Raw genomic sequence first — 25,091 nt, forward strand, 5'->3', positions numbered from 1 at the left:
GTCAGTCCAGGACGTCGAAGTCGGCGCCGAGGGCGGCGAGCTTGTCGAAGAACTTCTCGTAGCCGCGGCTGATGATGCCGACGTTGCGCACCGTCGACTCCCCTGCCGCCGTCAATGCGGCGATGACGTGGCTGTAGCCGCCGCGCAGGTCGGGCACGGTGATGTCGGCGCCGGTCAGCGGCGTCGGACCGTTGATGACGGCGGCCTGTTCGAGGTTGCGGCGCGGCACACGGCGCGGGCCGTCCTGCAGCCCGTGCGGGTGCACGACGATGTCGGCGCCCATCTTCACGAGTGCGTCGGTGAAGCCGAAGCGGTTCTCATAGACCGTCTCGTGCACGATCGATTCGCCGTGCGCCTGCGTGAGGGCCACGATGAGCGGCTGCTGCCAGTCGGTCATGAACCCGGGGTGCACGTCGGTCTCGACGGTGACCGGGCGCATGTCGCCGCCGCGCCGGAACAGGATGCCGTCTTCGCGGATCTGGAAATCGCCGCCGACCTTGCGCAGCACGTTCAGGAACGTGAGCATCTCGGGCTGACGGGCCCCGCCGACGAAGATCTCGCCGTCGGTGGCCAATGCCGCGCTCGCCCAGCTGGCGGCCTCGTTGCGGTCGAAGATCGCCCGGTGCTCGTAGCCGTCGAGCCGGTCGACGCCCTCGATGAGGATGACCCGGTTCGGCTCGTACGAGATGATGGCGCCCATCTTCTGCAGCACGGCGATCAGGTCCATGATCTCGGGCTCGATCGCGGCGTTGCGCAGCTCGGTGACACCGGCCGCGCGCACCGCGGTCAACAGCACCTGCTCGGTCGCGCCGACACTCGGGTAGGGCAGATGGATGCTCGCCCCGTGCAGTCCGTTCGGCGCCGAGAGGCGGATGCCGGTCGGCAGCTTTTCGACGGCGGCGCCGAACTTGCGCAGCGCGTCGAGGTGGAAATCGATCGGCCGGTCGCCGATACGGCAGCCGCCGAGGTCGGGGATGAACGCCTGGCCGAGCTGGTGCAGCAGCGGCCCGCAGAACAGGATCGGGATGCGGCTGGCCCCGGCGTGCGCGTCGATCTCCTCCATGTGCGCCGAGGCCACATCCGCGGGATCGAGCACGAAGCTGCCTTCATGCTCGCCGTCGGTGACCCGCACACCGTGCACCTCGAGCAGCGACCGCACCACGGCCACGTCGCTGATGTCGGGCACGTCGTGCAGGATGCTCGGGCTCTCGCCCAGGAGCGCGGCGACCATGGCCTTGGTGACCAGGTTCTTGGCGCCCTTGACATCCACACGTCCGCGCAGCGGACGGCCGCCGCGGATGGCGAGGACTTCGCCTGACCCTCCTGTGCGACCGCCGGGGTGCGTGGTGCCGTTCAGGAGTGTCATGCGATGTGCCTCACAATGTCGGTCTCAGTCGGCGGTCGGCTGCGGCACCGGGATGGTGCGGGGCCTCCACCTTGCGCGTCGCGCCTCGTAGGCGGCGATCTGCTCGTCGTTGCGGAGGGTGAGCCCGATGTCGTCGAGGCCCTCCAGGAGCCGCCACCTAGTGTAATCGTCGATCGCGAAGGGCACCTGGATGTCGCCGAGCGTGGCGGTGCACGCCTGCAGGTCGACGGTCACCGACATGCCGGGCTGTGCGTCGATCGCCGCCCACAGCCGCTCCACGTCGGCTTCGGAGACCACGCCGGTGACCAGCCCCTGCTTGCCGGCGTTGCCACGGAAGATGTCGGCGAACTTCGGGCTGAGCACGGCCCGGAAGCCGTAGTCGCGCAGCGCCCAGACCGCGTGTTCGCGACTGGACCCGGTGCCGAAGTCGGGGCCGGCGACGAGCACGGATGCGCGGCGGTAGGGCTCCTGGTTCAGCACGAAGTCGGGGTCTTGCCGCCAGTTCGCGAACAAGGCATCCTCAAAGCCGGTCTTGGTCACCCGCTTGAGGTAGACGGCGGGGATGATCTGGTCGGTGTCGACGGCCGAGCGGCGCAGCGGGGCGGCGACACCCGTGTGCGTGGTGAACTTCTCCATGGCTCAGACCCCCTTCGCCTCGTGTGCCACAGCGGCCGAGGCCACCGGTTCCAGGTCTGCCGGGCTCGACAGCGTGCCGCGCACGGCGGTGGCGGCCGCCACCAGCGGCGAGACCAGGTGCGTACGCCCACCCTTGCCCTGGCGGCCCTCGAAATTGCGGTTGCTGGTCGAGGCGCATCGCTCCCCCGGCGCGAGCTGGTCGGGGTTCATGCCCAGACACATCGAGCATCCGGCGAACCGCCATTCCGCGCCGAACTGTTCGAAGACCTTGTCCAGCCCTTCGGCCTCGGCCTGAAGCCGCACCCGTGCCGACCCGGGCACGACCATGACGCGCACCCCGTCGGCCTTGGTGCGCCCGCGCACGATCGAGGCGAACTGACGCAGGTCTTCGATGCGGCTGTTGGTGCACGAGCCCATGAACACGGCGTCGACCGGGATCTGCTTCATCGGCGTGCCCGGCTGCAGGTCCATGTACTCCAGCGCACGCTGCGCCGCAGCGCGATCGTTGGGGTCGTCGAACTGCTCGGGCGCGGGCACGACGTCGCTCAGCGAGACGCCCTGGCCCGGGTTGGTGCCCCAGGTCACGAACGGCTCCAGCTCGTTCGCATCGATGAACACCTCGGCGTCGTAGACCGCGCCTTCGTCCGAGGGCAGGGTGCGCCAGTAGGCGACGGCGTCGTCCCAGTCCTGCCCGGTCGGCGCGTGCGGTCGCCCCTTCAGGTACGCGAACGTGGTCTCGTCGGGGGCGACCATGCCCGCGCGGGCGCCGGCTTCGATCGACATGTTGCAGATCGTCATGCGGCCCTCCATCGACAGGGACCGGATGGCGCTGCCGCGGTATTCGAGCACGTAGCCCTGACCGCCGTTGGTGCCGATCTTGGCGATCACGGAGAGGATGATGTCTTTCGCGGTGACACCGGGACGCAACTCGCCCTCGACGGTGATGGCCATGGTCTTGAAGGGCTTGAGCGGCAGCGTCTGCGTGGCCAGCACATGCTCGACCTCGCTGGTGCCGATGCCGAACGCCATGGCGCCGAAGGCACCGTGCGTCGAGGTGTGACTGTCGCCGCAGACCACCGTGATGCCGGGCATGGTCAGACCCAGCTGCGGACCGACCACGTGCACGATGCCCTGTTCTTTGTCACCGAGCGAGTGCAGGCGCACGCCGAACTCGGCGCAGTTGCGGCGCAGCGTCTCGATCTGGGTGCGGCTGGTCAGATCGGCGATCGGCTTGTCGATGTCGATCGTGGGCGTGTTGTGGTCTTCGGTGGCGATGGTCAGATCGGTCCGCCGCACCGGCCGGCCTTCGGCGCGCAGTCCGTCGAACGCCTGGGGGCTGGTGACCTCGTGCACCAGGTGCAGGTCGATGTAGATGAGGTCGGGCCCTCCGCCCTCACCTTTGACGACGACATGGTCGTCCCAGACCTTCTCGGCCAGGGTGCGGGGATGATCGGGGATCGCCGATGCGGGTGTGCTCATGGGTGTTCGTTCTCCTGAAGAAGCGGGTGAAGCCCACGACGAACTCCGCGACGAGCCTGGGCTGAGATCAGAGCCCGCCGCGGCTGCTAAGGAGGAGCCGGACGATCCGCACCCGCACAGGCTACCACCGCCTTCTGGGCGTGCCGCCCCATGTGACGTGGCCGGTCAGGCCGCGGCATCCTTCTTCTTCTCTCGTCGCGACGCGAGAAGACTGGCGACGGTGGCGACGCCCATGGCGACGACGATGACGACCAGGGATGCCACGGTGGAGATCTCGGGGGCCCATTCGACCGGTTCGCCGCCGTTCAGGAACGGCAGTTCGTTCACGTGCAGGGCGTGCGCGAACAGCTTGACTCCGATGAACGCGAGGATGAACGCGATGCCGTAGTGCAGGTATCGCAGCCGGTCGAGCAGCCCGCCGAGCAGGAAGTAGAGCTGGCGCAGCCCCATCAGCGCGAACAGGTTCGCGGTGAACACGATGAACGGGCTGTGGGTGATGCCGAAGATCGCCGGGATCGAGTCGATCGCGAAGATCAGGTCGGTGATGCCGATGGCGATGAACACCAACAGCATCGGCGTGAACACCTTCTTGCCCTCGACGACGGTGCGCAGCTTGGAGCCGTCGTAGTGGTCGCTGATGTCGACGAACCGACGCAGGAACCGCACCACGCCGGTCTCGGTCTGCGCATCGTCTTCCTGTTTTCCGGGGAACGCCTGCCGCCAGGCGGTGTACACCAGGAACAGACCGAACAGGTAGAAGATCCAGCTGAAGTTCTCGATGAGCGCGGCGCCGAGCAGGATGAAGATTCCGCGCAGCACGAGGGCGATGATGATGCCGACCATCAGCACTTCCTGCTGGTAGCGGCGGGGTACCGCGAACTGCGCCATCAGCAGCACGAACACGAACAGGTTGTCGACCGACAGGCTGTATTCGGTGAGCCATCCGGCGACGAATTCGCCCGCGGCATCCCCGCTGCCGGTCGCCCACAACAGCAGCAGCGCGAACACGAGCGCGAGGCCGACGTAGAACGCCACCCACAGGCTCGCCTCTTTCATCGAGGGGATGTGCGGACGCTTGAGGATCAACAGCAGGTCGGCGGCGAGGATCAGCACCAGCACGATGAGTGCGGTGATCTCGAACCATGCGGGGATCACGAATCCCATGGGGGCCTTTCGAGGGTCGACGGATGCCGAAAGTCTCTCCCCCGCGTGTCGCGGAGCGCGCCCGGGGATCCGTCGACGGATCCCGTGATGACGAACGCGCAGTGGGTGGGATACTCCCTCTCGCCCGGACAGTCTAGCGGTCGGGTCGTGGCCGCAACGGGGAACGGCGCAACGCCGCGTCGAGCGGGATCGCCACCGCCGGCACGACGAGCAGGGACGCCACGACGTCGGTGGGATGGTGCACCCCCAGGTGCACGCGCGACCAGGCGACCAACAGCACGAAGGCGACACCGACGACCAGGGCGCTCACGCGGCCGCGGTGCCCGGCGAGGACGAGCACCACGGCGCAGCACAGTGCGGCCGCGAAGGCGGTGTGTCCGCTCGGAAAGCTGAACGACGCCGGCAGCGGGACGAGCTGCGACGGCAGATCGGCCGCGTCGGGCCGGGGACGGCGCACGAGCACCTTCATCACCTCGACGACGCCCCACGGGATCGCGAGCAGCAGGCCGGCGCGCACGGCACCGCGCCACGAGCCGGTGACCAGCATCCCCCAGACCGCGACCAGCAGCCCGATCAACGGCGCCACGGCGGGACCGAGGCCGACGTCGATGATGCGGGCGAGCGCATCGAGCACCGGCCCTCCGCCGCCGGCGGCGGCGATCATGCGCAGTTCGGTCGCGTTCCACGCCGGGTCGGCGGCGATCGCCCGGCCGGCGATCAGCACCACGATCACGACCAGCACGCCGATCGTCGCGGGTGCGAGAACCCGGGGCCGCGCGGTCGTCATGACCCGAGCCTGTCACATGGACGGGTGCGGGCGGTGCGGCGTGGCCGACGCGCAGCGGGCGAGGCCGCGCGGATCCGTGTCACGGATTCAGGAGATGTCGCGGATTCAGGAGAATTCCGGCGATATCCTCCTGATCCGGTGACATCGCCTGATCCGGTGACATCGCCTGATCCGGTGACGTTGCCCGAAGGGATGCCGCTGCGCCCGACACGAGAACTGTTGCCGATCAGTTGCCAAAGGCGGCGTAGAGCGTGCACGGCACCGCGCGGCAGGAATGCGAAAACCCCCGGATGACCGGGGGTTTTCTTGTTGGTGACCCCAGCGGGATTCGAACCCGCGTTACCGCCGTGAGAGGGCGGCGTACTAGGCCGCTATACGATGGGGCCGTCGCACAACCGTTCAATTATGGCATGCGATCCGGTGCGTGCAAAATCAGCGGAGCCGGCCGCGGGGCCCCCTCGCGGGTTGCTGCACACCGGCGCGACGCGGTTGACTGGCGCCATGCGAGTGACCAAGCACGAACACGCCGCCCTCGTCGTCGAGACCGCCGGAAAGGCCCTCGTGATCGACCCCGGCGTGTATACGAGTCCGATCACCGACATCGGCCATGCCGTCGCCATCGTGATCACTCACCAGCATCCCGATCATTGGACACCCGAGCACCTCACCCGCATCCGCCGTGCCGCCGGCGACATTCCGATCTTCGGCCCGGCCGGGGTTGCGGCATCCGCCCCCGGCTTCGAGATCACCGTGGTCGCACCCGGTGACACCGTGCGGCTCGCCCCGTTCACCCTGGAGTTCTTCGGCGGGCGTCACGCCGTCATCCACGAGTCGATCCCGGTCATCGACAACGTCGGTGTGCTCGTCGACGGCGCGTTCTACTATCCCGGCGACTCGTATGCCGTGCCGCACGGACGGGACGTCGCGCTGCTGGCCGCGCCGGTCGGAGCCCCGTGGCTGAAGATCGGTGAGGCGATGGACTTCGTGCTCGCCGTCAGACCGCGCCAGGCATTCGGCACCCACGACATGACCCTGTCGACGATCGGACGCGAAATGGGCCGCGAGCGCCTGAAGTGGGCGGTCGAGCAGCACGGCGGCGAGTTCGTCGTGCTCGAGCCGGGCGAGTCCGCCGACATCTGACGGCGTTCATCCCCTCCGCCGACATCTGACGGCGTTCATAGCCGGCGCAGGGCGTGCGCTGATGCCGCGCCCCTACCGTCGCATGTCATGAACGACGTCGTCTCGACGCGCACCGCGCGCCCGCCGGGCCAGGCAGCCTGGATCGTCGCGCTGGTGCTGCTGGCGGTTCTCGCCGGCGCGTTGACGCTGTGGGATGCCGCGAACGGCTCACGATCGGACTATTACGCCGCGGTCGCCCTGTCGATGAGCCGGTCGCTGTCGGGGTTCTTCTTCGGAGTGCTCGACCCGGCGGGGACGGTGACGCTGGACAAGATCCCCGGATCGTTCTGGATCCCCGCTCTGGCAGTGCGGATCTTCGGCTTCTCGACAGCCGCCGTGGTGGTGCCGAACGCACTCGCCGCGGTGGCGGCGACGCTGGTGACCGCCGTGACCGCCCGCCGCCTGGGCGGGGTCACCGGTGGTGTCGTGGCGGGTGCGGTCGTGGCATCCACCCCGATTCTGGTGGCCGTGTCGCGCTCGAACCAGCCCGAGTCGTTCTTCGTACTCGCGCTGTCGCTCGCGGCGTGGGCTGCCGTGCACGCCGTGCGGCGCGCGCAGCTGCGCTGGCTGATGCTCGCCGGGGTGTTCGTGGCAGTGGCGTTCCAGATGTACATGCTCGAGGCGTGGGCGGTGTGGCCGGCGCTGGCGGCGGCGTACCTGTGCACCCGGCTGCCCGTGTGGCGCCGGGTCTGGCACGTCGCGGTCGCGGGCCTGACCAGCGCGGCACTGTCGGTGGTGTGGGTCGCGATCGTGGCGGCGATCCCGGCATCCGCCCGCCCCTACATCGGATCGACACTGCACGACGACCCGTGGGAGATGGTGTTCGGGTACAACGGGCTCGGCCGGTTCGGGCAGGCGACCGCGGATGCCTCGGCCTACGCCTCGTTCACTCCCCCGTTCTCGGGTGAGCCGGGTGTGCTGCGTCTGTTCAACACGCAGCTGGCCGGTCAGGTCGGGTGGCTGCTGCCGGCGGCGCTGGTCGCGGTCGTGCTGATGGTGGTGCTGCGGTTCCGGGCCGCGGTGTGGGTGCTCGTGGGCGGCTGGCTGGTCACGTTCGTGGTGATGTTCAGCGTGGTCGCGGGGATGCATCAGTTCTACACCGCGGCGCTGGCGATCCCGATGGCGCTCGCGATCGGTGCGGTGTTCGGGCGGGCGCGGCGCACCGGCAGGCGATGGCCGCAGGCGGTGCTGGTCACGGTGGCGGCGGCGACGGCGATCGGGATCGCGCTGATGTACGGCGGCTACTCGGTGCCGGTCGCTCTCGCCCAGGCGTTCGTGGCGGTGGTCGCGCTGGCACTGCTGGTGCCACGGGCGTGGTCGCGCACGCCGCTGCGGCAGCCCGCCGTCGCGTGTGCGGTGATCGGGATGCTGTTGACCCCGGCGGTGTGGTCGGCGACCGCGATCGCACATCCGAGCGCGACGAATCCGGTCGCGGGCGGCGTGAGCGATGTCGGCGGCGGGTTCGGCGGTTTCGGCGGTGTCAGATTCGGTGGCGGTGCCGCACCGGGAGGCGGGTTCGATGGCGCGGTGCCGGGCGACGGAGCGCCGGGTGGCGGCGCAGTGGCCGGCGGGATGCCCGGCGACGGAGCGCCGGACGTAAGCGGCGGCACCACGAGTGACGACGGGACGACCGGGGCACCATCGGGTGGTGCCGCACCGGGTGACGGTGCCGGCGGCGCACGACCCGGCAGCGGCGCACCGGACGGCGGCGCGGACGGCACAGCGCAGACCGCACCCGGGTCGGGCGGACGCTTCGGCGGGGCGCTCACCGAGTCAGGCGATGATGCCGAGCTGATCTCGTATCTGCGCGCGAACGCCCGTGATGCCCGGTATCTGGTCGCGGTGTTCGGTGCACAGGCAGCTGCACCGCTGATCATCGGCTCGGACGGCGGGTCGGTGATGCCCATCGGCGGGTTCAGCGGCAACGATCCGGTGCCCACGCTGGAGGCGTTCGTGGCCATGGTGGATGCCGGTGATGTGCCCTACGTGCTGACCTCGGGGCGCGGCGCCGGCCTCGGCGGCGGGGCGGGTGTCTCCGACCAGATCCTCAGCTGGGTGCGTGCGAACTGCGTCGACGACACCGATGCGCCGGTGTCAGGGCTGTACGCGTGCGGCGGTTGAGGCGCCCGGCCGGTCCGCGGCGCCCGGGCCGTGGCATCCACCCACCGTGGGAGAGGCGCTGGTGGTCAGTCCTCGCGGACGCTGAGCAGCTGCCAGCCGGCGGGCACCTGTGCGTACAGGGACTGCATGTCGTCCGCCTCGATGTCGCGCACGCCGTCGCGTCGGGCCATCTTCACGTTGAGGGTGATGCGGGTCGAGGCCTTCGCCATCGTGGCCGCCGCGTCGGTGAGCACCCACCCCGCGGGCAGCTCCGCCTCGGCCTGTGCACGGGCGTCGTCGATGCTCTCGGCATCGATCGACAGTTCGCGGGTCTCGATGGGACGGATGCGGCCGCTCAGCATGCTCATAGGCTATCGCCGACGCGGCCGCACCCTGATCTCACGCGGTGAGCTCGGCGGCGAGCTCTTCGAACACGGCGATGTAGGCGTCGATGGCCTCGTCGGTGTGGGTGACCGACAGCGTCCACTCCTCTTCGCGACCCGGCGTCATGAAGATGCCGCGGTTGAGGTTGAACAGCCACGCCAGGTCGGCGAGTTCGGCGTCCTGGTTCTCTTTGAACGTCTCGTAGTCGACGACCTTCGTGGTCGAGAACGTGACGCACCCCTTCGAGCCGATGCCGACGGCGTAGCCGGGCAGGTCGTACCTGTCGACGACGGCCTGGCAGCCGGTGACGATGCGGTCATTGAGGTGGTCGAGGTGGGCGTAGGCCTCGGGGGTGAGCACCTGCTCGAGCGACGCGCGCGCGGCGGCCATCGTCAGCGGGTTGCCGTTGTAGGTGCCGACCTGGTAGACCGAACCGTCTTCGACGACCGACATGACCTCTTCGGTGCCGCCGATGGCGCCCGAGGGCAGGCCGCCGCCGAGCGCCTTGGCCATGGTGACCATGTCGGGGGTGACGCCGAACTTCTCGGTGGCGCCGCCGGGGGCGATGCACAGGCCGGTCTTGACCTCGTCGAAGATCAGCACGATGCCGTGGCGGCGGGTGATCTCGCGCACGGCCTGAAGGTAGCCGGGCTCGGGCAGCACGACCCCGAGGTTCATCATGGCGGCTTCCATGATGACGCAGGCGGGCTTGCGGCCTTCGGCTTCGAGGCGCTCGATGCGACGTTCCATGGCTCCGGCGTCGTTGAAGGGCACGGCGACGGTCATGTCGACGACGGACTGCGGGATGCCGGCTCCGTAGGGCAACGAGGCGAGGTTCTCGCGGTCGCCGATCTTGTCGTATTCCACGCCGATCGAGACCATGACGGTGTCGTGGTGGCCGTGGTACGAGCCGAAGATCTTCATCACGGTGTCACGCCCGGTGTAGGCGCGGGCGATGCGGATGGCATCCATCGTCGCTTCGGACCCGGAGTTCGTGTACCGCCATTTGGGCAGCCCGAAGCGGGTCGCCAGTTCGTCGGCGACGACGATGTCGTCTTCGGTCGGGCAGCCGAAGTGGGTGCCCTGCGGGTAGCGCTCGGCGATCGCGGCACCGATGGCCGGGTGTGCGTGTCCCTGGATCATCGAGCCGAAGCCGTTGTGGAAGTCCCACATCTCGTTGCCGTCGACATCCCACACCTTGGGGCCGGAGCCCTTGGCGATGTAGATGGGCCACGGGTCGCGCAGTTGGTACGACGAGGCCACGCCGCCGGACAGGTGTGCGCGGGCGCGGTCGTACATGGCACGGGATGCCAGTGTGCGCGCGTCGAGCCGGGCGGCCTCGCGGGCGGTCAGTTCGGCGATGCGGGCGCGGTCGATGACGATACTCATTGCTTCCTCCTGGGAAACCGAACCGACCGGCCTGGCGTCGGCAACCATCAGGAAGGAAAGCACTCACCGGTCGGCCTGGCGCCGGGAGCGGTCCGTGGACATCTGCACGATACCAAAGCGCGCCCGGATGCCGCCAGCGGACCGCCGTGGCAATTCGCCCCGTCGGACGGCACCGCGGTGGAACTGTATGGCGACCTTGCTCTTGACCCGGCAGCCGACAAGATCGCAGCGTCGAAGTCGGAGTGAGCGACGTGTCGCCGCACGGTCCGGGTGCGCTCCTGCCGAACCTGTACGGAATCCTGACTGGTTGCTTCTCGGCCAAGCTCTGGCAGGGATCCTCAACGAGGCGCCGACGGCGGGCTCGGCGACCGCCTGACCGTCATCCTCTCCGGCGGCCAGCGCCACGAGGTTGATCGGACCAGCCCGGTTCAGCAGAAACCATAACAGGTATGCTGTATCTGTAACAGATTCTGTCGACCGGAGGTGGTGATGGATATCGCGACGCTGCCCGATCTCTTGAGCTACGACGATCTGGGCTCAAGGGGTCTCACTCGGCATGGCCTCGACCGGTTGATCGAGAACGGCGAGTTCGAGCGCATCGCCCCTGGCCTCTTCCTCAGATCCGGACTCACGGACGACACAACGGCAGCGTGGATCGCGGTCGCCACCAAGAGACCCGAGGCCACGCTGTGTCTGCTGACAGCGCTCTCGCTGCACGAGCTGACCGATGAGATTCCGGCCCGAAGCGACATCGCCATCCCCCGCGGCACACAGCCGGTCACCGTGCATTATGCGCCGATCGCCTGGCACCGCTTCAACGCCGACACGTTCAGCATCGGCCGCACCGAGCATGCGCTGCCGGACGGATCATCCATCGGTCTCTACTCCCCCGAGCGGACCCTCATCGATCTATTTCGACTGCGTCACGCGTGGGGTGGCGACCTCGCACTCGGTGCGCTCAAGCAGTGGTTGCGCCAGCGCGGCAACAGCCCCACGTCGCTGCTCACGGTGGCCGAGGATTTTCCGAAGGCGCGCGCTGTGATCCAGCAAACCTTGGAGGTTCTCCTGTAGGCCCGGAGCAGCAGGATGATACTCCGATGGACGAGCCGACCCTTGCCCTTCGAAAGCTCGCCAGACACGGACAGATCTGTGTCTTCAATCGAGAACAGGCGAGGAAGAAATGACCTTGATGACCTGCGTCAGCCACTCACGCGCCGTAGCGATGTCGGGCAATACCGGCGTCGTGCCGCCGACCTCAGTCTCTGCCCGCGCGTCGGCGTACGCGAGTTTCCAGCCGCCCATCGGACGCAATGGGAGCGGCGGCCAGGCTTGCTGATGTCGCCAGTCGAACGTCCGCTCGCACAGTCTCTGCAGGACAGTCAGATCGGGATCAGCGCCCCATAGCAGTTGCAGGTCGACCAGGTCGTGTGCTCGTTCGTAGGCGGGATCGGTGACAGCGTGGAGCTTCTGCGCGATCTGATACTCCAGATCGACCAGTTCAACGGGCTGCAGATCACCAAAGCCGAAGTAGGCTCCGAACTGCACGAGCTCCCCATCGATTTCCTTCCGTGTGTGCGCGTTCGGATCGATCTCAGGATCGGAGACCTCGACATCGAGCGCACCCCAGGCGTTGCCGAGGAACGCGATCGATACCCGGTACGGGTGCATCACATACTCCGGTCGAGTGAGCCCCGGGTCATGGAGCTTCACGGCCCGAACGCTCGCGGTGAACGCGACGCGATGCGGCGCATCCGGGTCGCGACGCAGCGCGCCTTTCGATGCCGGGACTGTTCCCCATCCCTCGGCCAGACGCGTACGGAACGCCTGCTCGAACTCCTCACCGCGGACGCGGGTGGAGACATCGAGGTCGGAGGTGGCGCGCGTGCCACGCTCCCCGAAGCGCAGCTTCACACCCATGCCGCCCTTGACGGCGACAGCATCGGGAAGCATCTGCGACACGATCAGCGTGCAGAGCATCACCCGCGCACGCGCAACCGGGATACCCAGTTCGGCGGCGACCTGGGCGAGCCGAGCATTGAGCTGCGTCACGTTGAGCGGCGGGGTCACTTCGCTCACGCCGACACCGCCTTCCACACAGCCGTGTCCTGCTCCCCGATCAAGCCTCGCCTGAGCGCCTCATCGGCCACGGCCTCCCATCGGTCTGGCGGCATCCGATCACGCATGTCCTCTAGCGCCCGCCGAACCGTCGTGGCTAGAACGCCCTCGTAGTTCGTGAGATCCTCATCGGGGACGTCGGGCCGGTTCTCCAACTCCATCCACTCCGGCAGCCTGCGCCGCACGCGGCGACGCGTGCCCACGCGCACCTTTGGCGGATTGAATTGCCCGAGCCCGAGCAGATCGAGCACGGACTCGCGGTTCAGGAACGCGCCTTCCCCAGCAAGAGCCACGGCAACCGTCGGCTCGGTGAACGGGGTCGTCGGGACGTCGCGATGCGTGTAGACACCCTGCCCGTATCCGCGGAGAGCACCGCGAGCAGCGAGCTTTCGCACCTCGACGGCGGGTACGCCCGCGTCCTCCGCCTCGGCGACGGTCACTACACCGTTGCGCGATGCGGCAATCTCCCACAGATCCTGGCGATAACCCACGGGGTCACCTCCTGACAATACCGTACTATAAATGGTACGCAATTGGCTTGCATGCACAGCCATGCTAGCGCGAAGCCCGTACACGGGGGTGAGTGCGTACCTCATCAGCAGAGACGAGGGCGAGACGCACCTCATGAACGTTTCTGGCCAGGAGACGCCAGATCGAGCCAATTGACGGGGGTAAGGAGGGAGCCGGACTTCCTAGAGAACTCTAGCGACTTGTTGCTGGGGTACCTGGACTCGAACCAAGAACAACTGAACCAGAATCAGCCGTGTTGCCAATTACACCATACCCCACCGGTTCCGACCGAAGTCGTACCGAGGATCCAGTCTAGACGACGCCGGCGCGCCCGGCAAAACGCGTGCAACCCGCGCGTGTCAACCGCCCGCGGCGCGCCCGCACGCCCGCGCCTCAGCCCGCCAACCGCTCCACGAGCGCGCCCAGACGCCGGATCGACTCCGCCTTGCCCAGCAGTTCCATCGACTCGAACAGCGGCGGCGACACCCGGCGACCGGTCACGGCCACGCGCAACGGGCCGTATGCGACCCGCGGCTTCAGGCCCAACCCCTCCACGAGCGCGGTCGACAGCGCCTCCTGCACCGCGGCCGCGGTGAACTCCGCCTCGGGCACGTCTTCGAGCGCCGCCACCGACGCCACCAGCACCTCGGCGGCGTTGCCCGGCAGGCCCTTCATCGCGTCGTCGGCGTACTCGACGGCATCCGTGAACAAGAACCCGACCAGCCCCGGCACCTCCCCCAGCAGCTGCACCCGCTCCTGCACCAGCGGCGCCACCGCCCGGATCAGCGACTGCTGCTCATCCGAGACATCCGGCCCCACCACCCCCGCCTGCTGCAGGTACGGCACGATCCGCTCGGCGAAGTCCGCGCCGTCGAGCAACCGGATGTGATCGCCGTTGATCGCCTCGGCCTTCTTCTGATCGAACCGTGCCGGGTTCGGGTTCACATCGGCGATGTCGAACGCCGCGATGAACTCCTCGAGTGAGAACACATCACGGTCGGGACCGATCGACCAGCCCAGCAGCGCCAGGTAGTTCAGCAGCCCCTCATGGATGAACCCCTTCTCGCGCTGCAAGAACAGGTCGGCCTTCGGGTCACGCTTCGACAGCTTCTTGGTACCCGTCTCGCCCAGCACCAGCGGCATGTGCCCGAACCGCGGCATGAACGTCGTCACGCCCGCGGTGATCAGCGCGTCGTACAGCACCAGCTGCCGCGCCGTGGACGGCATCAGGTCCTCACCGCGGATCACGTGCGTGATGCCCATCAGCGCGTCATCCACCGGATTCGTGAACGGATACAGCGCCTTGCCACCCGCGCGCACCAGCACGAAGTCGGGGAATGACCCCGCCGGGAACGTCACCTCGCCGCGGATCAGGTCGACGTAGGTCAGGTCCTCGTCCGGCACCCGCAGCCGCCACGCCGGCTCACGCCCCTCGGTGCGGAACGCCGCCTTCTGCTCGTCGGTCAGGTCACGGTCGAAGTTGTCGTAGCCGAGCTGCTTCGCCCGCCCGTTCGCCTCGTTGCGGGCGTCGATCTCTTCGGCGGTCGAATAGCTCTCGTACACGAGCCCCGCGTCGATCAGCTTCGCCAGCACCTCGGCATAGATCTCGGTGCGCTGCGACTGCCGGTACGGCTCGTGCGGTCCGCCCTTCTCGACCCCCTCGTCCCAGTCGATCCGCAGCCAGGTCAGCGCGTCGACCAGCTGCCGGTAGCTCTCTTCGCTGTCACGTGCGGCATCGGTGTCCTCCACGCGGAAGATCAGCCTGCCGCCGGTGTGCCGCGCATACGCCCAGTTGTACAGGGCGGTGCGCACCATGCCGACGTGCGGCAGACCCGTCGGCGAGGGGCAGAAGCGAACGCGCACATCGGCGCCCGAAGCGGTCGTGGTGAGGGGATGAACGGTAGCCATATCCGTTCAAGTCTAGGCGGCGGGCTCCGTGCTCCCCCGCCGCGTCACACCCAGCGGCGACAGCGCCGCCACCACCGCCACGATCGCCAGCGCGCACAGCGCCAGTCCCCCGTACCCGGTCCACGACAGCACCAGCCCCGCCACGATCGCGCCCACCGCACCGACCAGGCTCATCACCAGGTCGTTGCGTCCCTGCCGGCGGGTGCGCACGTGTTCGGCGGATGCCTCGGTCAGAAGTGCCGCCCCGGCCACGGTCGTCGCACTCCAACCCAGGCCCAACAGCACCAGCGCCACGGTGACCGCCCCGGTGGAGTGCTGCCCGACCGCCGCGGTCACCAGCGAACCGACCAACAGCACCTGACCGAGAAGGATCAGCGCCACCCGGCCCAGCCGGTCGGCGAGGATGCCGAACACCGGCGACAGCGCGTACATGCCCGCGATGTGCAGGCTGATGGTGAGCCCGATGATCTCGAGGGTCGCGCCCGCGTGGACCAGGTGCACCGGAGTCATCGCCATCACCGACACCATCACGCCGTGTGCGCCGGCGATCGCGAGCATCGCATACCGCGCCACCACGGGCCGATCCGCGTGCGCCACCGCCCGTGCGGCAGCCGCGTGGTGCGCGGTGATCCGCTGCGCCAGCCGCAACGGGTCGGGGCGCAGCGCCACCAGGTACAGCACGACTCCCAGCCCCTGCGCGGCGACCGTGAACAGGTACGGTCCGGTGAGCGCGGGCATGTGCAGCGCATCGCCGAGCGCCTCGCCCGGCCCGATCAGGTTGGGTCCGAGCACCGCACCGATCGTCGTGGCCCACACCACCACCGACAGGTCACGCGCCCGCGAGGCGTCGGTGGCCAGGTCGGCGGCGGCGAACCGCGATTGCAGGTTCGCCGCCTGGCCGGCCCCGATCAGCACGAACCCGGTGATCAGCAGCCAGAACACGTCCAGTCCCACAGCCGCGACGACGATGCCGACGCCGGCCAGGGCCACCAGCATCCCCGTCGCCAGCGCGGGCCGGCGCCCGCCACGACGGGCGAGGGATGCCAGAGGCACCGCCGTCAACGCGGTGCCCAGGGTGACCGCGGCCGTCGCCCAGCCGCTGAGCGCCTCGTCACCCGACAGCTTCGCGGCCAGCACGGCGCCCAGCGACACGGTCGCACCGAACGCGAGCCCGCCGAGCACCTGCCCCAGCGACAGCACCCAGATGGTGCGGCGGCGGATCGTCTGCAGCCGTTCGGGGTCGGGCAGCGTGTCCAGCGCGGCGGTGCTCATGCGGCGTTCACGCGGAGCGCGCCGGGTTGCGCAGCACGCCCAGTCCGGTGATCTCGACCTCGACGGTCTGCCCCGCGGTGAACGGTCCGACGCCGGCCGGGGTGCCGGTCAGGATCACGTCGCCGGGCAGCAGCGTGAACGCGGCAGACGCGTACGCGATGATGTCGGCCACCGAGTGGATCATGTCGGAGATCGGCCCCTGCTGGCGCACCTCGCCGTCGACGCGGGTGGTGATCACGGCGTCGCCGGTCGGGTCGAACTCGGTCTCGATCGCGGGCCCGAGCGGGCAGAACGTGTCGAAGCCCTTCGCCCGCGACCACTGGCCGTCGGCGCGCTGCAGGTCGCGCGCGGTGACGTCGTCGGCGATGGTGTAGCCGAAGACGTAGTCGAGGGCGCGCTCGGCGGGCACGTTCTTGGCGATGGTGCCGATGACCGCGGCCAGTTCGCCCTCGAAGTCGACCCGCTGCGACTGCGCCGGCAGCACGATCGAGTCGCCGGGGCCGATCACCGAGGTGTTGGGCTTGAGGAACAGCATCGGCTCGGGCGGCACCTCGTTGCCCAGTTCGCTGGCGTGATCGCGGTAGTTGCGTGCGATCGCCACCACCTTCGACCGTGGGATCACCGGTGCCAGCAGCGCGACGTCCGCCAGTGGGATGCGCTCCCCCGTGGTGTCGAACCCGGCGAACATCGGGTCGCCGTCCAGCACCACGAGCTCGGTCTCGTCGACGATGCCGTATCGGATGCCGTCCTGATGGCTGAATCGAGCGATTCTCACCGCACAAGCCTATCGACCCGGTGCGACAGCGGATGTCGTCGCCGGAAGCCGTTCCGACGCGCTGCGCGCGCGGCGCAACCGAGGTGCGGCGCGGGGCGTCCTAGGCTGCGCTCGCGGGGCGTGCCACGCCGCGGCGCGACGCGACGCGACGCGACGCGACGCGACCGAGGCTGCGCGCGCGGGACGAGCGGTGCGCGACGCGGTCAGGCGTCGAGGCGCAGCAGCCAGTCGTGCCGGTCTTCGCGACGGCCGTACTGGATGTCGGTGAGTTCCTCACGCAGCGAGAGCGCCAGTGTGCCGGCCGGCTGCTCGAGCGTGAAGTCGCGGCCCTTGAGCACTCCGATCGGCGCGACCACGGCGGCGGTGCCGCATGCGAACGCCTCGACGATGTCGCCGGATGCCACACCCTCGCGCCATTCGTCGATCGAGACCGGGCGCTGCTCGACGGCATGCCCGCGATCGCGTGCCAGCTGCAGCAGCGAGGCACGGGTGATGCCCTCGAGGATCGAGTCGGATGCCGGTGTCACCAGCGTGCCGTCCTTGCGGACGAACACGATGTTCATGCCGCCGAGCTCTTCGACGTTGCGGTCCTGGTCGAGGAACACCACCTGGTCGCAGCCCTGCTCGTACGCCTCGGCCTGCGGCAGCAGGCTGGCGGCGTAGTTGCCACCGGTCTTGGCCGCCCCAGTGCCCCCCTTGCCGGCCCGCGCGTAGTCCTCGCTGAGCCAGATCGACACGGGCTTGGCCCCGCCCTTGAAGTAGGCGCCGACCGGACTGGCGATCACGTAGTACGAGACCTCGTGCGCCGGGCGCACGCCCAGGAACGGCTCGGACGCGAACATGAACGGCCGCAGGTACAGGCTCTGGTCGGCGCCGGACGGCACCCAGTCGCCGTCGACGGCGATCAGCTCGCGCAGCGACTGCACGAACACGTCCACCGGCAGCTCGGGCAGGGCCAGGCGCCGAGCGCTGCGCTGGATGCGGGCACCGTTCTGGTCGGGACGGAACGTGTGCACCGAGCCGTCAGCGTGCCGGTAGGCCTTGATGCCCTCGAAGATCTCCTGCGCGTAGTGCAGCACCGCCGCGGCCGGGTCGAGCGCGAGCGGTCCGTAGGGCTGCACCCGGGCGTCGTGCCAGCCGTCCTGCTCGGTCCAGGTGATGCCGACCATGTGGTCGGTGAACACGGTGCCGAACGCCGGTTCACGCAGCAACTCGGCCCGCCGTGCGGGCTCGACGGCGGCCGGGTTGCGGGTCACGGTGAACGCGAGTGAGGCAGTGGAGGTGTCAGCGGTCATGTCTTTCCCGTCGTCGATGAGCGCGAGGCTCGAATTCCTTCAGATTACGCCTGCACCGACGCGGCGATCGCGTCGCCGATCTGCGCGGTGGTGCGGGCCGAGCCGTCCCGGCCGGCGATGTCGGCCTCGACCGCACGGGTGATGCGGGCGGCTTCGTCGGTGCGCCCGAGATGCTCGAGCAGCAGGGCGACCGACAGGATCGCGGCGGTGGGGTCGGCCTTCTGGCTTCCCGCGATGTCGGGCGCCGATCCGTGCACGGGCTCGAACATCGACGGGTACGCGCCGTCGGGGTTGATGTTCCCGGATGCGGCGAGGCCGATGCCACCGGTGACGGCGCCGGCAAGGTCGGTGATGATGTCTCCGAAGAGGTTGTCGGTGACGATCACGTCGAACCGCGAGGGGTTCGTGACCAAGAAGATGGTCGCGGCGTCGACGTGCAGATAGTCTACGGCGACATCGGGATGCTCGGCGGCCACCTCGTCGACGATGCGCTTCCACAGCGACCCGGCGTTGACCAGCACGTTCGTCTTGTGCACGAGGGTGAGACGCTTGCGGCGGCGCTCGGCGATCTCGAACGCGTAGCGCACCACCCGCTCCACACCGAAGGCGGTGTTGACGGATGTCTCGTTGGCGACCTCGTGCGCGGTGCCGCGCCGGATCGAGCCGCCGTTGCCGACGTACGGTCCCTCGGTGCCCTCGCGCACCACGACGAAGTCGACCTCGCCGGGGTTCGCGAGCGGCCCGGGTGCGCCCGGGTACAGCTTCGCGGGGCGCAGGTTCACGTAATGGTCGAGCTCGAACCGGAGCCGCAGCAGCAGCCCGCGCTCGATGTTGGCGTCCTTCAGCCGCTCGTCCCCGGGCATCCCCCCGACCGCGCCGAGCAGGATCGCATCGTGCGCCTTGATCGCGTTCAGGTCGTCGTCGGTCAGGGTGTCGCCGGTCTGCAGGTAGCGGGCGGCACCGAGCGAGAAGCGGGTCTTGTCGAAGCGGATGTCGGAGCCTGCGGTGACGGCATCCAGCACCTTCTCGGCCTCGGCGACGACCTCCGGTCCGATGCCGTCTCCGGCGATGACGGCAAGCTTCACGACACGCGACATGTGCACTCCTGACGACTCATTCGGCGCGGCGGCGACCACCTCCCAGCGTAGTGGCCGCGATCACCCCGGCCACGACGACCAACCCCGCCCCGATCAGGCCCGCGGCGACCACTCCGGTGTCGAACGCCGACGCCGCCGCCGCGTGCAGCGCGGCACCCAGCTCACCCCCGATGGTGTCGGCGGCGTGCACGGCGCCGGCCAGTGTCTGCCGGGATGCCTCGGCCAGGTCGGCGGGCACACCCTGCGGGATCGCGAGGGTGCCCCGGTACACCGCCGTGAGCAGCCCGCCGATGATCGACGTGCCGAGCACGGCACCGACCTCGTAGGCGGTCTCTGAGACGGCACTGGCCGCGCCCGCCTTGTCGGCGGGAGCCGACGAGACGATCAGTTCGTTCGAGACCGTCTCGGCCATGCCCACACCGATGCCCAGGCTCACTGAGGCCAGGATCGTGGGCCAGAGCGTGTTCGGTCCGGTGGTCAGCGCGATGCCCACGTAGCCGATGACCGAGAACACCAGGGCTCCGGGCACGATCAGCCGCGCGGGCAGTCGTGACGAGATCGGCACGACGACAAGCCCCGCGACGATCATCGCCGCCAGCGACGGCACCAGCGCGAACCCGGCTTCCATCGGGGTGAGCCCGATGATCAGCTGCAGGTGCTGGGCGACGAAGAACAGAAAGCCGACCAGTGCGACGATGCTGAGCAGGTTCACGAGCAGGGCCCCGCTGAACGCGCGGTTGCGGAACAGCGCCATGTCGAGCATCGGCGCGTGCGAGCGCAGCTGACGGCGCACGAACATGATCCCGAACACCGCGCCGATCACCAGCAGCGGCAGCACGAGTCCGCCCAGTCCGACGACCGCCATCTCTTTGATGGCGTAGACGATCGGCACCATGGTGCCCATCGACAGCAGGATGCTCATCGGGTCGATGCGGCCCGGGCGCGGGTCACGGCTTTCGGGCACCAGCAGCGGGGCGCACACCAGCAGCGGAATGAGCACCGGCACCGCCATCAGGAACACCGAGCCCCAGGCGAAGTGTTCGAGAAGGAAACCCCCGACGATCGGACCGAGCGCCGACCCGGCCGAGAACATCGCCGCCCACACCGCGATCGCCAGGCGGCGCTGCTGCCGGTCGGCGAAGATCGTGCGGATCAGCGAGAGGGTCGCCGGCATCAGCATGGCCCCGAAGACCGCCGCGCCGGCGCGGCCGGCGATGAGCCAGCCGGCACTCGGGGCGAATGCGGTGGCCGCCGAGACCACGGCGAACCCGGTGGCCCCGATCAGCAGCATCCGTCGCCGCCCGAACCGATCACCCAGGGTGCCCATGGTGACCAGAAGCGCGGCGAGCACGAGCGGGTAGGCGTCGATGATCCAGAGTTGCTCGACGCTCGTCGGTTCGAGTTCGAGCGAGATCATCGGCAGCGCGAAGCTGAGCACGGTGTTGTCGACCGAGACCAGCAGCACCGGCAGCATCAACACCGCCAACGCCGTCCAGCCGCGCCATCCCGCACGCGGTGCCAGGTCGGCGGTCTGCGCCGTCACTGTGGTCGTCATCTCTCGTACCCTCCGACGGCATACTGTACCGTCCAGCCGGTATAGTATCAGATATGCCCGTCCGGATAGCATCGAGACCATGAGCCGCCCTCCCCGCGCCCGCGAGAGCGTGCTCGACGCGTTCGAGCAGATCCTCATCGCCGACGGCGAGCGGGGCGCGACGATGGATGCCACCGCCCGCGCCGCCGGCGTCTCGAAGGGCGGCCTGCTCTATCACTTCGCGTCGAAGGACGCCCTCGAAGCAGGATTGATCGAGCGCCTGAACACGCTGGTGGACGAGGACGTCGCCGAGATCACGTCGGCGCCGGAGGGACCGGTGGAGTACTACATCCGCTCGTCGCTCTCGGTCGGCGACCCGCTCGACCGCGCCGTGCTGGCGGTGTCACGGCTGGCGCAGGCCGGCAACCCCGCCGCCGGCCACGCCCTGCAGCGGATGCGGGAGCGGTGGGCGGACGCGGTGCGGCCGCATGTGCGTGACGACGCGGCGCTGAATCTCGTGTTGCTCGTCTCGGACGGCCTCTACTTCAACAACCTGCTCGACGCGACGGCATCCGGCTCGGTGGTGCCCACCGGCGCCGATCTCGATGCGCTCGCCGCCCTGGTGCGCGACGTCACCCGACCGTGACGGCGCGCGCGTGCGCGCTCAGGACTCGGTGATCTCGATCTGGCGCAGCAGGTCGGCGCCGATCGCCTCACGCATGCCCTCGGCGATCTCGTCGGGTACCGGCGAGTCCACGGTCAGCACCGACAGCGCGCGGCCGCTGGAATCGGGGTGCGCGACCTGCAACCCGGCGATGTTGATGCCGGCGTCGCCGAGCAACCGGCCGTAGATCGCGACGATGCCGGGACGGTCGGCATAGCGCATGACGAGGTGATGACGCTCGATCGGCACCTCGATCTCGTAGCCGTTCACGCCGACGACCTTGGGCACCATGCGCGTGCCGGCCAGCGTCCCCGCGACGGTGAGCACCGACCCGTCGGCGAGCGAGCCGCGCAGGATCGTGATGTTGCGGTAGAGCGGACTGTCGGCCTCGACGATCAGGCGGGTCTCGATGCCGCGCTGCTCGGCGAACAGCGGAGCGTTCACGTACGAGACGTTCTCGCTGACGATGTTCGTGAAGATGCCCTTGAGGGCGGCCAGCCGGTAGACGCTGACGTCGTAGGCGGCCAGTTCGCCGCGCACCTCGATGTCGAGGCTGGTCAGTGCGCTCTCGCTGAGCCCGGTGAAGAACTGGCCCAGCATCTCGACCAGGGCGATGCCCGGCCGCACGAACGGGTCGATCACACCGCCGGCGACGTTCACGGCGTCGGGCACGAGGTCGCCCTCGAGCGCGAGCTTGACCGAACGGGCGACCGAGATGCCCGCCTTCTCCTGCGCCTCGTAGGTGGACGCACCCAGGTGGGGGGTGACGACCGCGTTCGGCAGGCTGAGCAACCGCTGTGCCGAGCCGCCTTCTGCGGGCGGCTCGGAGGTGAACACGTCGAGGGCGGCACCGGCGATCACGCCGCCGGTCAGGGCGTCGTAGAGGGCGTCCTCATCGATCAGCCCGCCGCGGGCGACGTTGACGATCGCCGCGGTCGGCTTCATCATGGCCAGCTGCTCGGCGCCGATCATGCCGGTGGTCTCGGGGGTCTTCGGCATGTGCACGGTGACGAAGTCGCTCTGTCGCAGCACCTCGTCCAGCGGCAGCAACTCGACCTGCAGGTGCTGGGCGCGTGCGGGGGTGACGTACGGGTCGTACCCGATGACGCGCACGCCGAACGCGCGCAGTCGCTCGGTGATGAGGCTGCCGATGCGGCCGAGGCCGATGATGCCGACGGTCTTCTCGAACAGCTCGGTGCCGGTGTAGGCGCTGCGCTTCCACTCTCCGCGCGTCAGCGACGCATCGGCGGCGGGGATGTGGCGGGCCAGGCTCAGGATGTGGGCGACGGTCAGCTCGGCGGCCGAGATGATGTTGGAGGTCGGTGCGTTCACGACCATGACCCCGGCGGCGGTCGCGGCCTTGATGTCGACGTTGTCCAGGCCGACGCCCGCGCGGGCGATGACCTTGAGTTTCGGCGCGGCGGCGATGGCCTCCGCATCCATCTTCGTCGCCGAACGGATCAGCACCGCGTCGGCGTCGGCGAGGGCGGACAGAAGCGCGGCACGGTCGGTGCCATCGACCTGTCGGATCTCGAAATCCGGCCCGAGTGCGTCCACCGTCGCGGGAGAGAGCTGTTCGGCGATCAGGACGACGGGCTTGGTCACAGACGGGTCCTTCGGCAAAAGGCGTCGCACGCGCGACGACGACGGTGTGGGAGGATGCCGCGCCGCACGCGGGCGGGACGGTGCCAGCCTATCGCGGCGTACCGGTCGCCCCCGACCGTGTGACGTTCAGCCGCCGACCAGCGACGCGCCGCCCGACCACGAGTACGCGAGCACGTTCAGCCAGAACACCGCGACCAGGCCGAGACCGACGAGCATGAGCAGCGCCAGGGCCCCGGCACCACGGCGTAGACCGAGGGCGAACGCCGCGGCGAACACGACAATCGGGAACACCACCGCGAACAGCAGCAGCGCCCAGCCCAGTCCGTTCAGGCCGAGCGGGCCGGTGGCCTGTGCGACCAGGAACGCGACGGCGTTCCAGACCGCGTACGCGTAGAACAGGCCGAAGCCGCCCGAGATCACGGCGGCGAGCCATGTGGGGATCGTCGGTCGTTGCCGCACCTGCTCGCTCATTGCCCCACCGCCCCGACCATCACGAACGGCCACGGCACCAGCAGCAGCACGCCGGCGGCGAGCCACACGAACCGCGCCCAGGCCGCGCGGCGGCGGGTGAGCACCAGGGTCACCACGAACCACAACGCCGGGGCCAGGACGGCGAGCACGAAAGCCGGGATGTATGCGGCGGGCGAGACCAGCAGTCCCCGCACGGCGACCGGCTGCAGCCGCAGGCCGCCGACGACCCAGCCGATCGTGAACAGCAGATACACGCCGCCGAGCATGCCGAGGGCGATGAGTGCGGCGTTGCCCGCAGGCGCCGGCTCACCCGATGCCGTCGCTTCCGTCTGACCGGTCGCGGCGGTGTCGGCCGCGGCGGTGTCGGATGTGGTGGCGTCGAACGCGGTGGTGTCGGCCGCGGTGGATGTCAGCTCCCCCGCAGCCGGCTCCCCCTCGGTTTCGACGAGGTCGGCGCCGCGGCCCTTGGCGTGCCAGCCGGCAGGCAGCGTCGGTCGCGCCTCGTCGTCACCGTCCCAGCGCAGGGCCTCGTCGTCGTCGGGCGGGGTGGGATCGGACATGCAGGTCAGTCTAGGCGCGAGCGTGTGCGTCGCGCACGGCGGCGACGGCGCTGTGCACCGCGGTGACGGCGCTGTGCACGAGCGCCGGATCGGTGACGTCGTGGGCGTCGGCTCCTCCGCCGGGTCCGCTGGGTGCCGCATCGGCGGCGGCCGCCCGGGCCGACAGGTGCACCGCGTCGACGCCCGTGCGGACGATGTCGGGCATGTCGGCGGTGCGGATGCCTCCGCCCGCCATGATCTCGATCCGGCCCGCGGCCCGGTGCACGAGGGCGCGCAGCACGGCGACGCCGTCGATGCTGCGGGCGGCTCCTCCGGAGGTGAGCACGCGCACGACGCCCGCCTCGATCAGTGGGTCGATGAGCGCGGTCGGGTCGGGCGCGACGTCGACGGCGCGATGGAAGACGAGCGGCGTGCCGGCCGCGGCATCCCGCCACCGGGCGAGCGCGTCGAGGTCGACGGTTCCGGTGCGGGTGAGGCATCCCACCACCAGGGCGGCCACGCCCATCTCAGACAGCCGGCGGATGTCGGCGGCAACCACGGCGACCTCGTCGGCGTCGTACACGAACCCTCCGCCGCGCGGGCGCACCAGGGGTGCGATGCGGTCGGCGCCGACCGCGGCGATCGTCTGCTCGACGGTGCCGATCGACGGGGTGAGCCCGCCCGTCCCGAGTGCCTGGCACAGCTCGACGCGGTCGGCGCCGGCCCCGCACGCGGCACGGGCGCCGGCCGGGTCCTGCACGGCGATCTCGACGGCGATCTCGACGGCGGGGCGGGCTGCGGGCTCGGTGGCGGGGGTCATAC

The 25,091-nt window shown here is 69.5% G+C and carries 23 protein-coding genes and 2 tRNA genes; 4 read left to right on the plus strand and 21 right to left on the minus strand.

Annotation, left to right across the window (positions count from 1 at the left end):
- Position 1: 1 nt before the first annotated feature.
- From murA to H577_RS0101200, 6 genes are all read right to left on the minus strand, one after another.
- Complete coding sequence (murA, locus tag H577_RS0101170; protein WP_051191560.1) at positions 2-1,366, minus strand: UDP-N-acetylglucosamine 1-carboxyvinyltransferase; 1,365 nt, start codon at positions 1,364-1,366, stop codon at positions 2-4.
- A 24-nt stretch (positions 1,367-1,390) separates the two neighbouring features.
- Entirely contained in the window at positions 1,391-2,002 is a 612-nt protein-coding gene (leuD, locus tag H577_RS0101175) for a 3-isopropylmalate dehydratase small subunit (protein WP_029144394.1), read from the minus strand.
- A gap of 3 nt (positions 2,003-2,005) precedes the next feature.
- Positions 2,006-3,481 carry a 3-isopropylmalate dehydratase large subunit gene (leuC, locus tag H577_RS0101180; protein ID WP_029144395.1) on the minus strand — a complete coding sequence of 492 codons (1,476 nt, stop codon included), beginning with the start codon at positions 3,479-3,481 and terminating at the stop codon, positions 2,006-2,008.
- A 165-nt stretch (positions 3,482-3,646) separates the two neighbouring features.
- On the minus strand, positions 3,647-4,645 hold the full coding sequence (locus H577_RS0101185) for a TerC/Alx family metal homeostasis membrane protein (RefSeq protein WP_029144396.1): 999 nt from the start codon (positions 4,643-4,645) through the stop codon (positions 3,647-3,649).
- A gap of 133 nt (positions 4,646-4,778) precedes the next feature.
- Positions 4,779-5,432 carry a phosphatase PAP2 family protein gene (locus H577_RS14665; protein ID WP_051191561.1) on the minus strand — a complete coding sequence of 218 codons (654 nt, stop codon included), beginning with the start codon at positions 5,430-5,432 and terminating at the stop codon, positions 4,779-4,781.
- Positions 5,433-5,742: 310 nt separating this feature from the next.
- Positions 5,743-5,818 (minus strand) — tRNA-Glu (locus H577_RS0101200).
- Between the two features lie 115 nt (positions 5,819-5,933).
- On the opposite strand from H577_RS0101200, the gene H577_RS0101205 reads away from it, so the two are divergent.
- Positions 5,934-6,572: an MBL fold metallo-hydrolase gene (locus H577_RS0101205; protein WP_029144397.1), complete on the plus strand. Its 639-nt coding sequence runs from the start codon at positions 5,934-5,936 to the stop codon at positions 6,570-6,572.
- Positions 6,573-6,659: 87 nt separating this feature from the next.
- Positions 6,660-8,732 (plus strand): ArnT family glycosyltransferase, encoded by a 2,073-nt coding sequence (locus H577_RS18150; RefSeq protein WP_051191563.1) that lies wholly within the window; start codon positions 6,660-6,662, stop codon positions 8,730-8,732.
- Positions 8,733-8,797: 65 nt separating this feature from the next.
- On the opposite strand, the gene H577_RS0101215 is transcribed toward H577_RS18150, so the two are convergent.
- Both H577_RS0101215 and H577_RS0101220 read right to left on the minus strand, forming a co-directional pair.
- Positions 8,798-9,073 carry a hypothetical protein gene (locus tag H577_RS0101215; protein ID WP_029144398.1) on the minus strand — a complete coding sequence of 92 codons (276 nt, stop codon included), beginning with the start codon at positions 9,071-9,073 and terminating at the stop codon, positions 8,798-8,800.
- Positions 9,074-9,110: 37 nt separating this feature from the next.
- Complete coding sequence (locus H577_RS0101220; protein ID WP_211217872.1) at positions 9,111-10,484, minus strand: aspartate aminotransferase family protein; 1,374 nt, start codon at positions 10,482-10,484, stop codon at positions 9,111-9,113.
- A gap of 489 nt (positions 10,485-10,973) precedes the next feature.
- On the opposite strand from H577_RS0101220, the gene H577_RS0101225 reads away from it, so the two are divergent.
- Positions 10,974-11,555, plus strand: coding sequence for a type IV toxin-antitoxin system AbiEi family antitoxin domain-containing protein (locus H577_RS0101225; RefSeq protein ID WP_036283429.1), 582 nt, complete (start codon positions 10,974-10,976; stop codon positions 11,553-11,555).
- Between the two features lie 84 nt (positions 11,556-11,639).
- Here H577_RS0101225 and H577_RS0101230 read toward each other — a convergent pair whose 3' ends face one another.
- From H577_RS0101230 to H577_RS0101270, 9 genes are all read right to left on the minus strand, one after another.
- Positions 11,640-12,560: a nucleotidyl transferase AbiEii/AbiGii toxin family protein gene (locus tag H577_RS0101230; RefSeq protein WP_245570302.1), complete on the minus strand. Its 921-nt coding sequence runs from the start codon at positions 12,558-12,560 to the stop codon at positions 11,640-11,642.
- On the minus strand, positions 12,557-13,090 hold the full coding sequence (locus tag H577_RS0101235) for a type IV toxin-antitoxin system AbiEi family antitoxin domain-containing protein (RefSeq protein WP_029144402.1): 534 nt from the start codon (positions 13,088-13,090) through the stop codon (positions 12,557-12,559). The genes H577_RS0101230 and H577_RS0101235 overlap by 4 nt, the downstream gene beginning before the upstream one ends.
- Positions 13,091-13,315: 225 nt before the next feature.
- Positions 13,316-13,387: transfer RNA gene (locus H577_RS0101240), tRNA-Gln, on the minus strand.
- Positions 13,388-13,502: 115 nt separating this feature from the next.
- Positions 13,503-15,017 (minus strand): glutamate--tRNA ligase, encoded by a 1,515-nt coding sequence (gltX, locus tag H577_RS0101245; RefSeq protein WP_029144403.1) that lies wholly within the window; start codon positions 15,015-15,017, stop codon positions 13,503-13,505.
- Positions 15,018-15,029: 12 nt separating this feature from the next.
- Entirely contained in the window at positions 15,030-16,289 is a 1,260-nt protein-coding gene (locus H577_RS0101250; protein ID WP_036283248.1) for an MFS transporter, read from the minus strand.
- Between the two features lie 7 nt (positions 16,290-16,296).
- Positions 16,297-17,064: a fumarylacetoacetate hydrolase family protein gene (locus tag H577_RS0101255; protein WP_029144405.1), complete on the minus strand. Its 768-nt coding sequence runs from the start codon at positions 17,062-17,064 to the stop codon at positions 16,297-16,299.
- Between the two features lie 203 nt (positions 17,065-17,267).
- Entirely contained in the window at positions 17,268-18,359 is a 1,092-nt protein-coding gene (locus H577_RS0101260) for a branched-chain amino acid aminotransferase (RefSeq protein ID WP_029144406.1), read from the minus strand.
- A 44-nt stretch (positions 18,360-18,403) separates the two neighbouring features.
- Positions 18,404-19,456: a 3-isopropylmalate dehydrogenase gene (locus tag H577_RS0101265; protein WP_029144407.1), complete on the minus strand. Its 1,053-nt coding sequence runs from the start codon at positions 19,454-19,456 to the stop codon at positions 18,404-18,406.
- 16 nt (positions 19,457-19,472) lie between these two features.
- Positions 19,473-21,011, minus strand: a complete 1,539-nt coding sequence (locus H577_RS0101270) for an MFS transporter (RefSeq protein WP_029144408.1) — start codon at positions 21,009-21,011, stop codon at positions 19,473-19,475.
- A 79-nt stretch (positions 21,012-21,090) separates the two neighbouring features.
- Here H577_RS0101270 and H577_RS0101275 point away from each other — a divergent pair, with 79 nt between their 5' ends.
- On the plus strand, positions 21,091-21,636 hold the full coding sequence (locus H577_RS0101275) for a TetR/AcrR family transcriptional regulator (protein WP_029144409.1): 546 nt from the start codon (positions 21,091-21,093) through the stop codon (positions 21,634-21,636).
- Positions 21,637-21,654: 18 nt separating this feature from the next.
- On the opposite strand, the gene serA is transcribed toward H577_RS0101275, so the two are convergent.
- The 4 genes from serA to H577_RS0101295 all read right to left on the minus strand — a co-directional run bounded on the left by serA (position 21,655) and on the right by H577_RS0101295 (position 25,089).
- Positions 21,655-23,259, minus strand: a complete 1,605-nt coding sequence (gene serA / locus H577_RS0101280; RefSeq protein ID WP_029144410.1) for a phosphoglycerate dehydrogenase — start codon at positions 23,257-23,259, stop codon at positions 21,655-21,657.
- 126 nt (positions 23,260-23,385) lie between these two features.
- Complete coding sequence (locus tag H577_RS0101285) at positions 23,386-23,730, minus strand: hypothetical protein (RefSeq protein WP_029144411.1); 345 nt, start codon at positions 23,728-23,730, stop codon at positions 23,386-23,388.
- Positions 23,727-24,290: a hypothetical protein gene (locus H577_RS0101290; RefSeq protein ID WP_036283251.1), complete on the minus strand. Its 564-nt coding sequence runs from the start codon at positions 24,288-24,290 to the stop codon at positions 23,727-23,729. The genes H577_RS0101285 and H577_RS0101290 overlap by 4 nt, the downstream gene beginning before the upstream one ends.
- 10 nt (positions 24,291-24,300) lie before the next feature.
- A complete protein-coding gene (locus H577_RS0101295; protein ID WP_051191567.1) occupies positions 24,301-25,089 on the minus strand; it encodes a copper homeostasis protein CutC in 789 nt (262 codons plus the stop codon).
- Between the last annotated feature and the right edge of the window lie 2 nt (positions 25,090-25,091).

It is taken from the genome of Microbacterium luticocti DSM 19459, from assembly GCF_000422405.1.
Classification (GTDB): domain Bacteria; phylum Actinomycetota; class Actinomycetes; order Actinomycetales; family Microbacteriaceae; genus Microbacterium; species Microbacterium luticocti.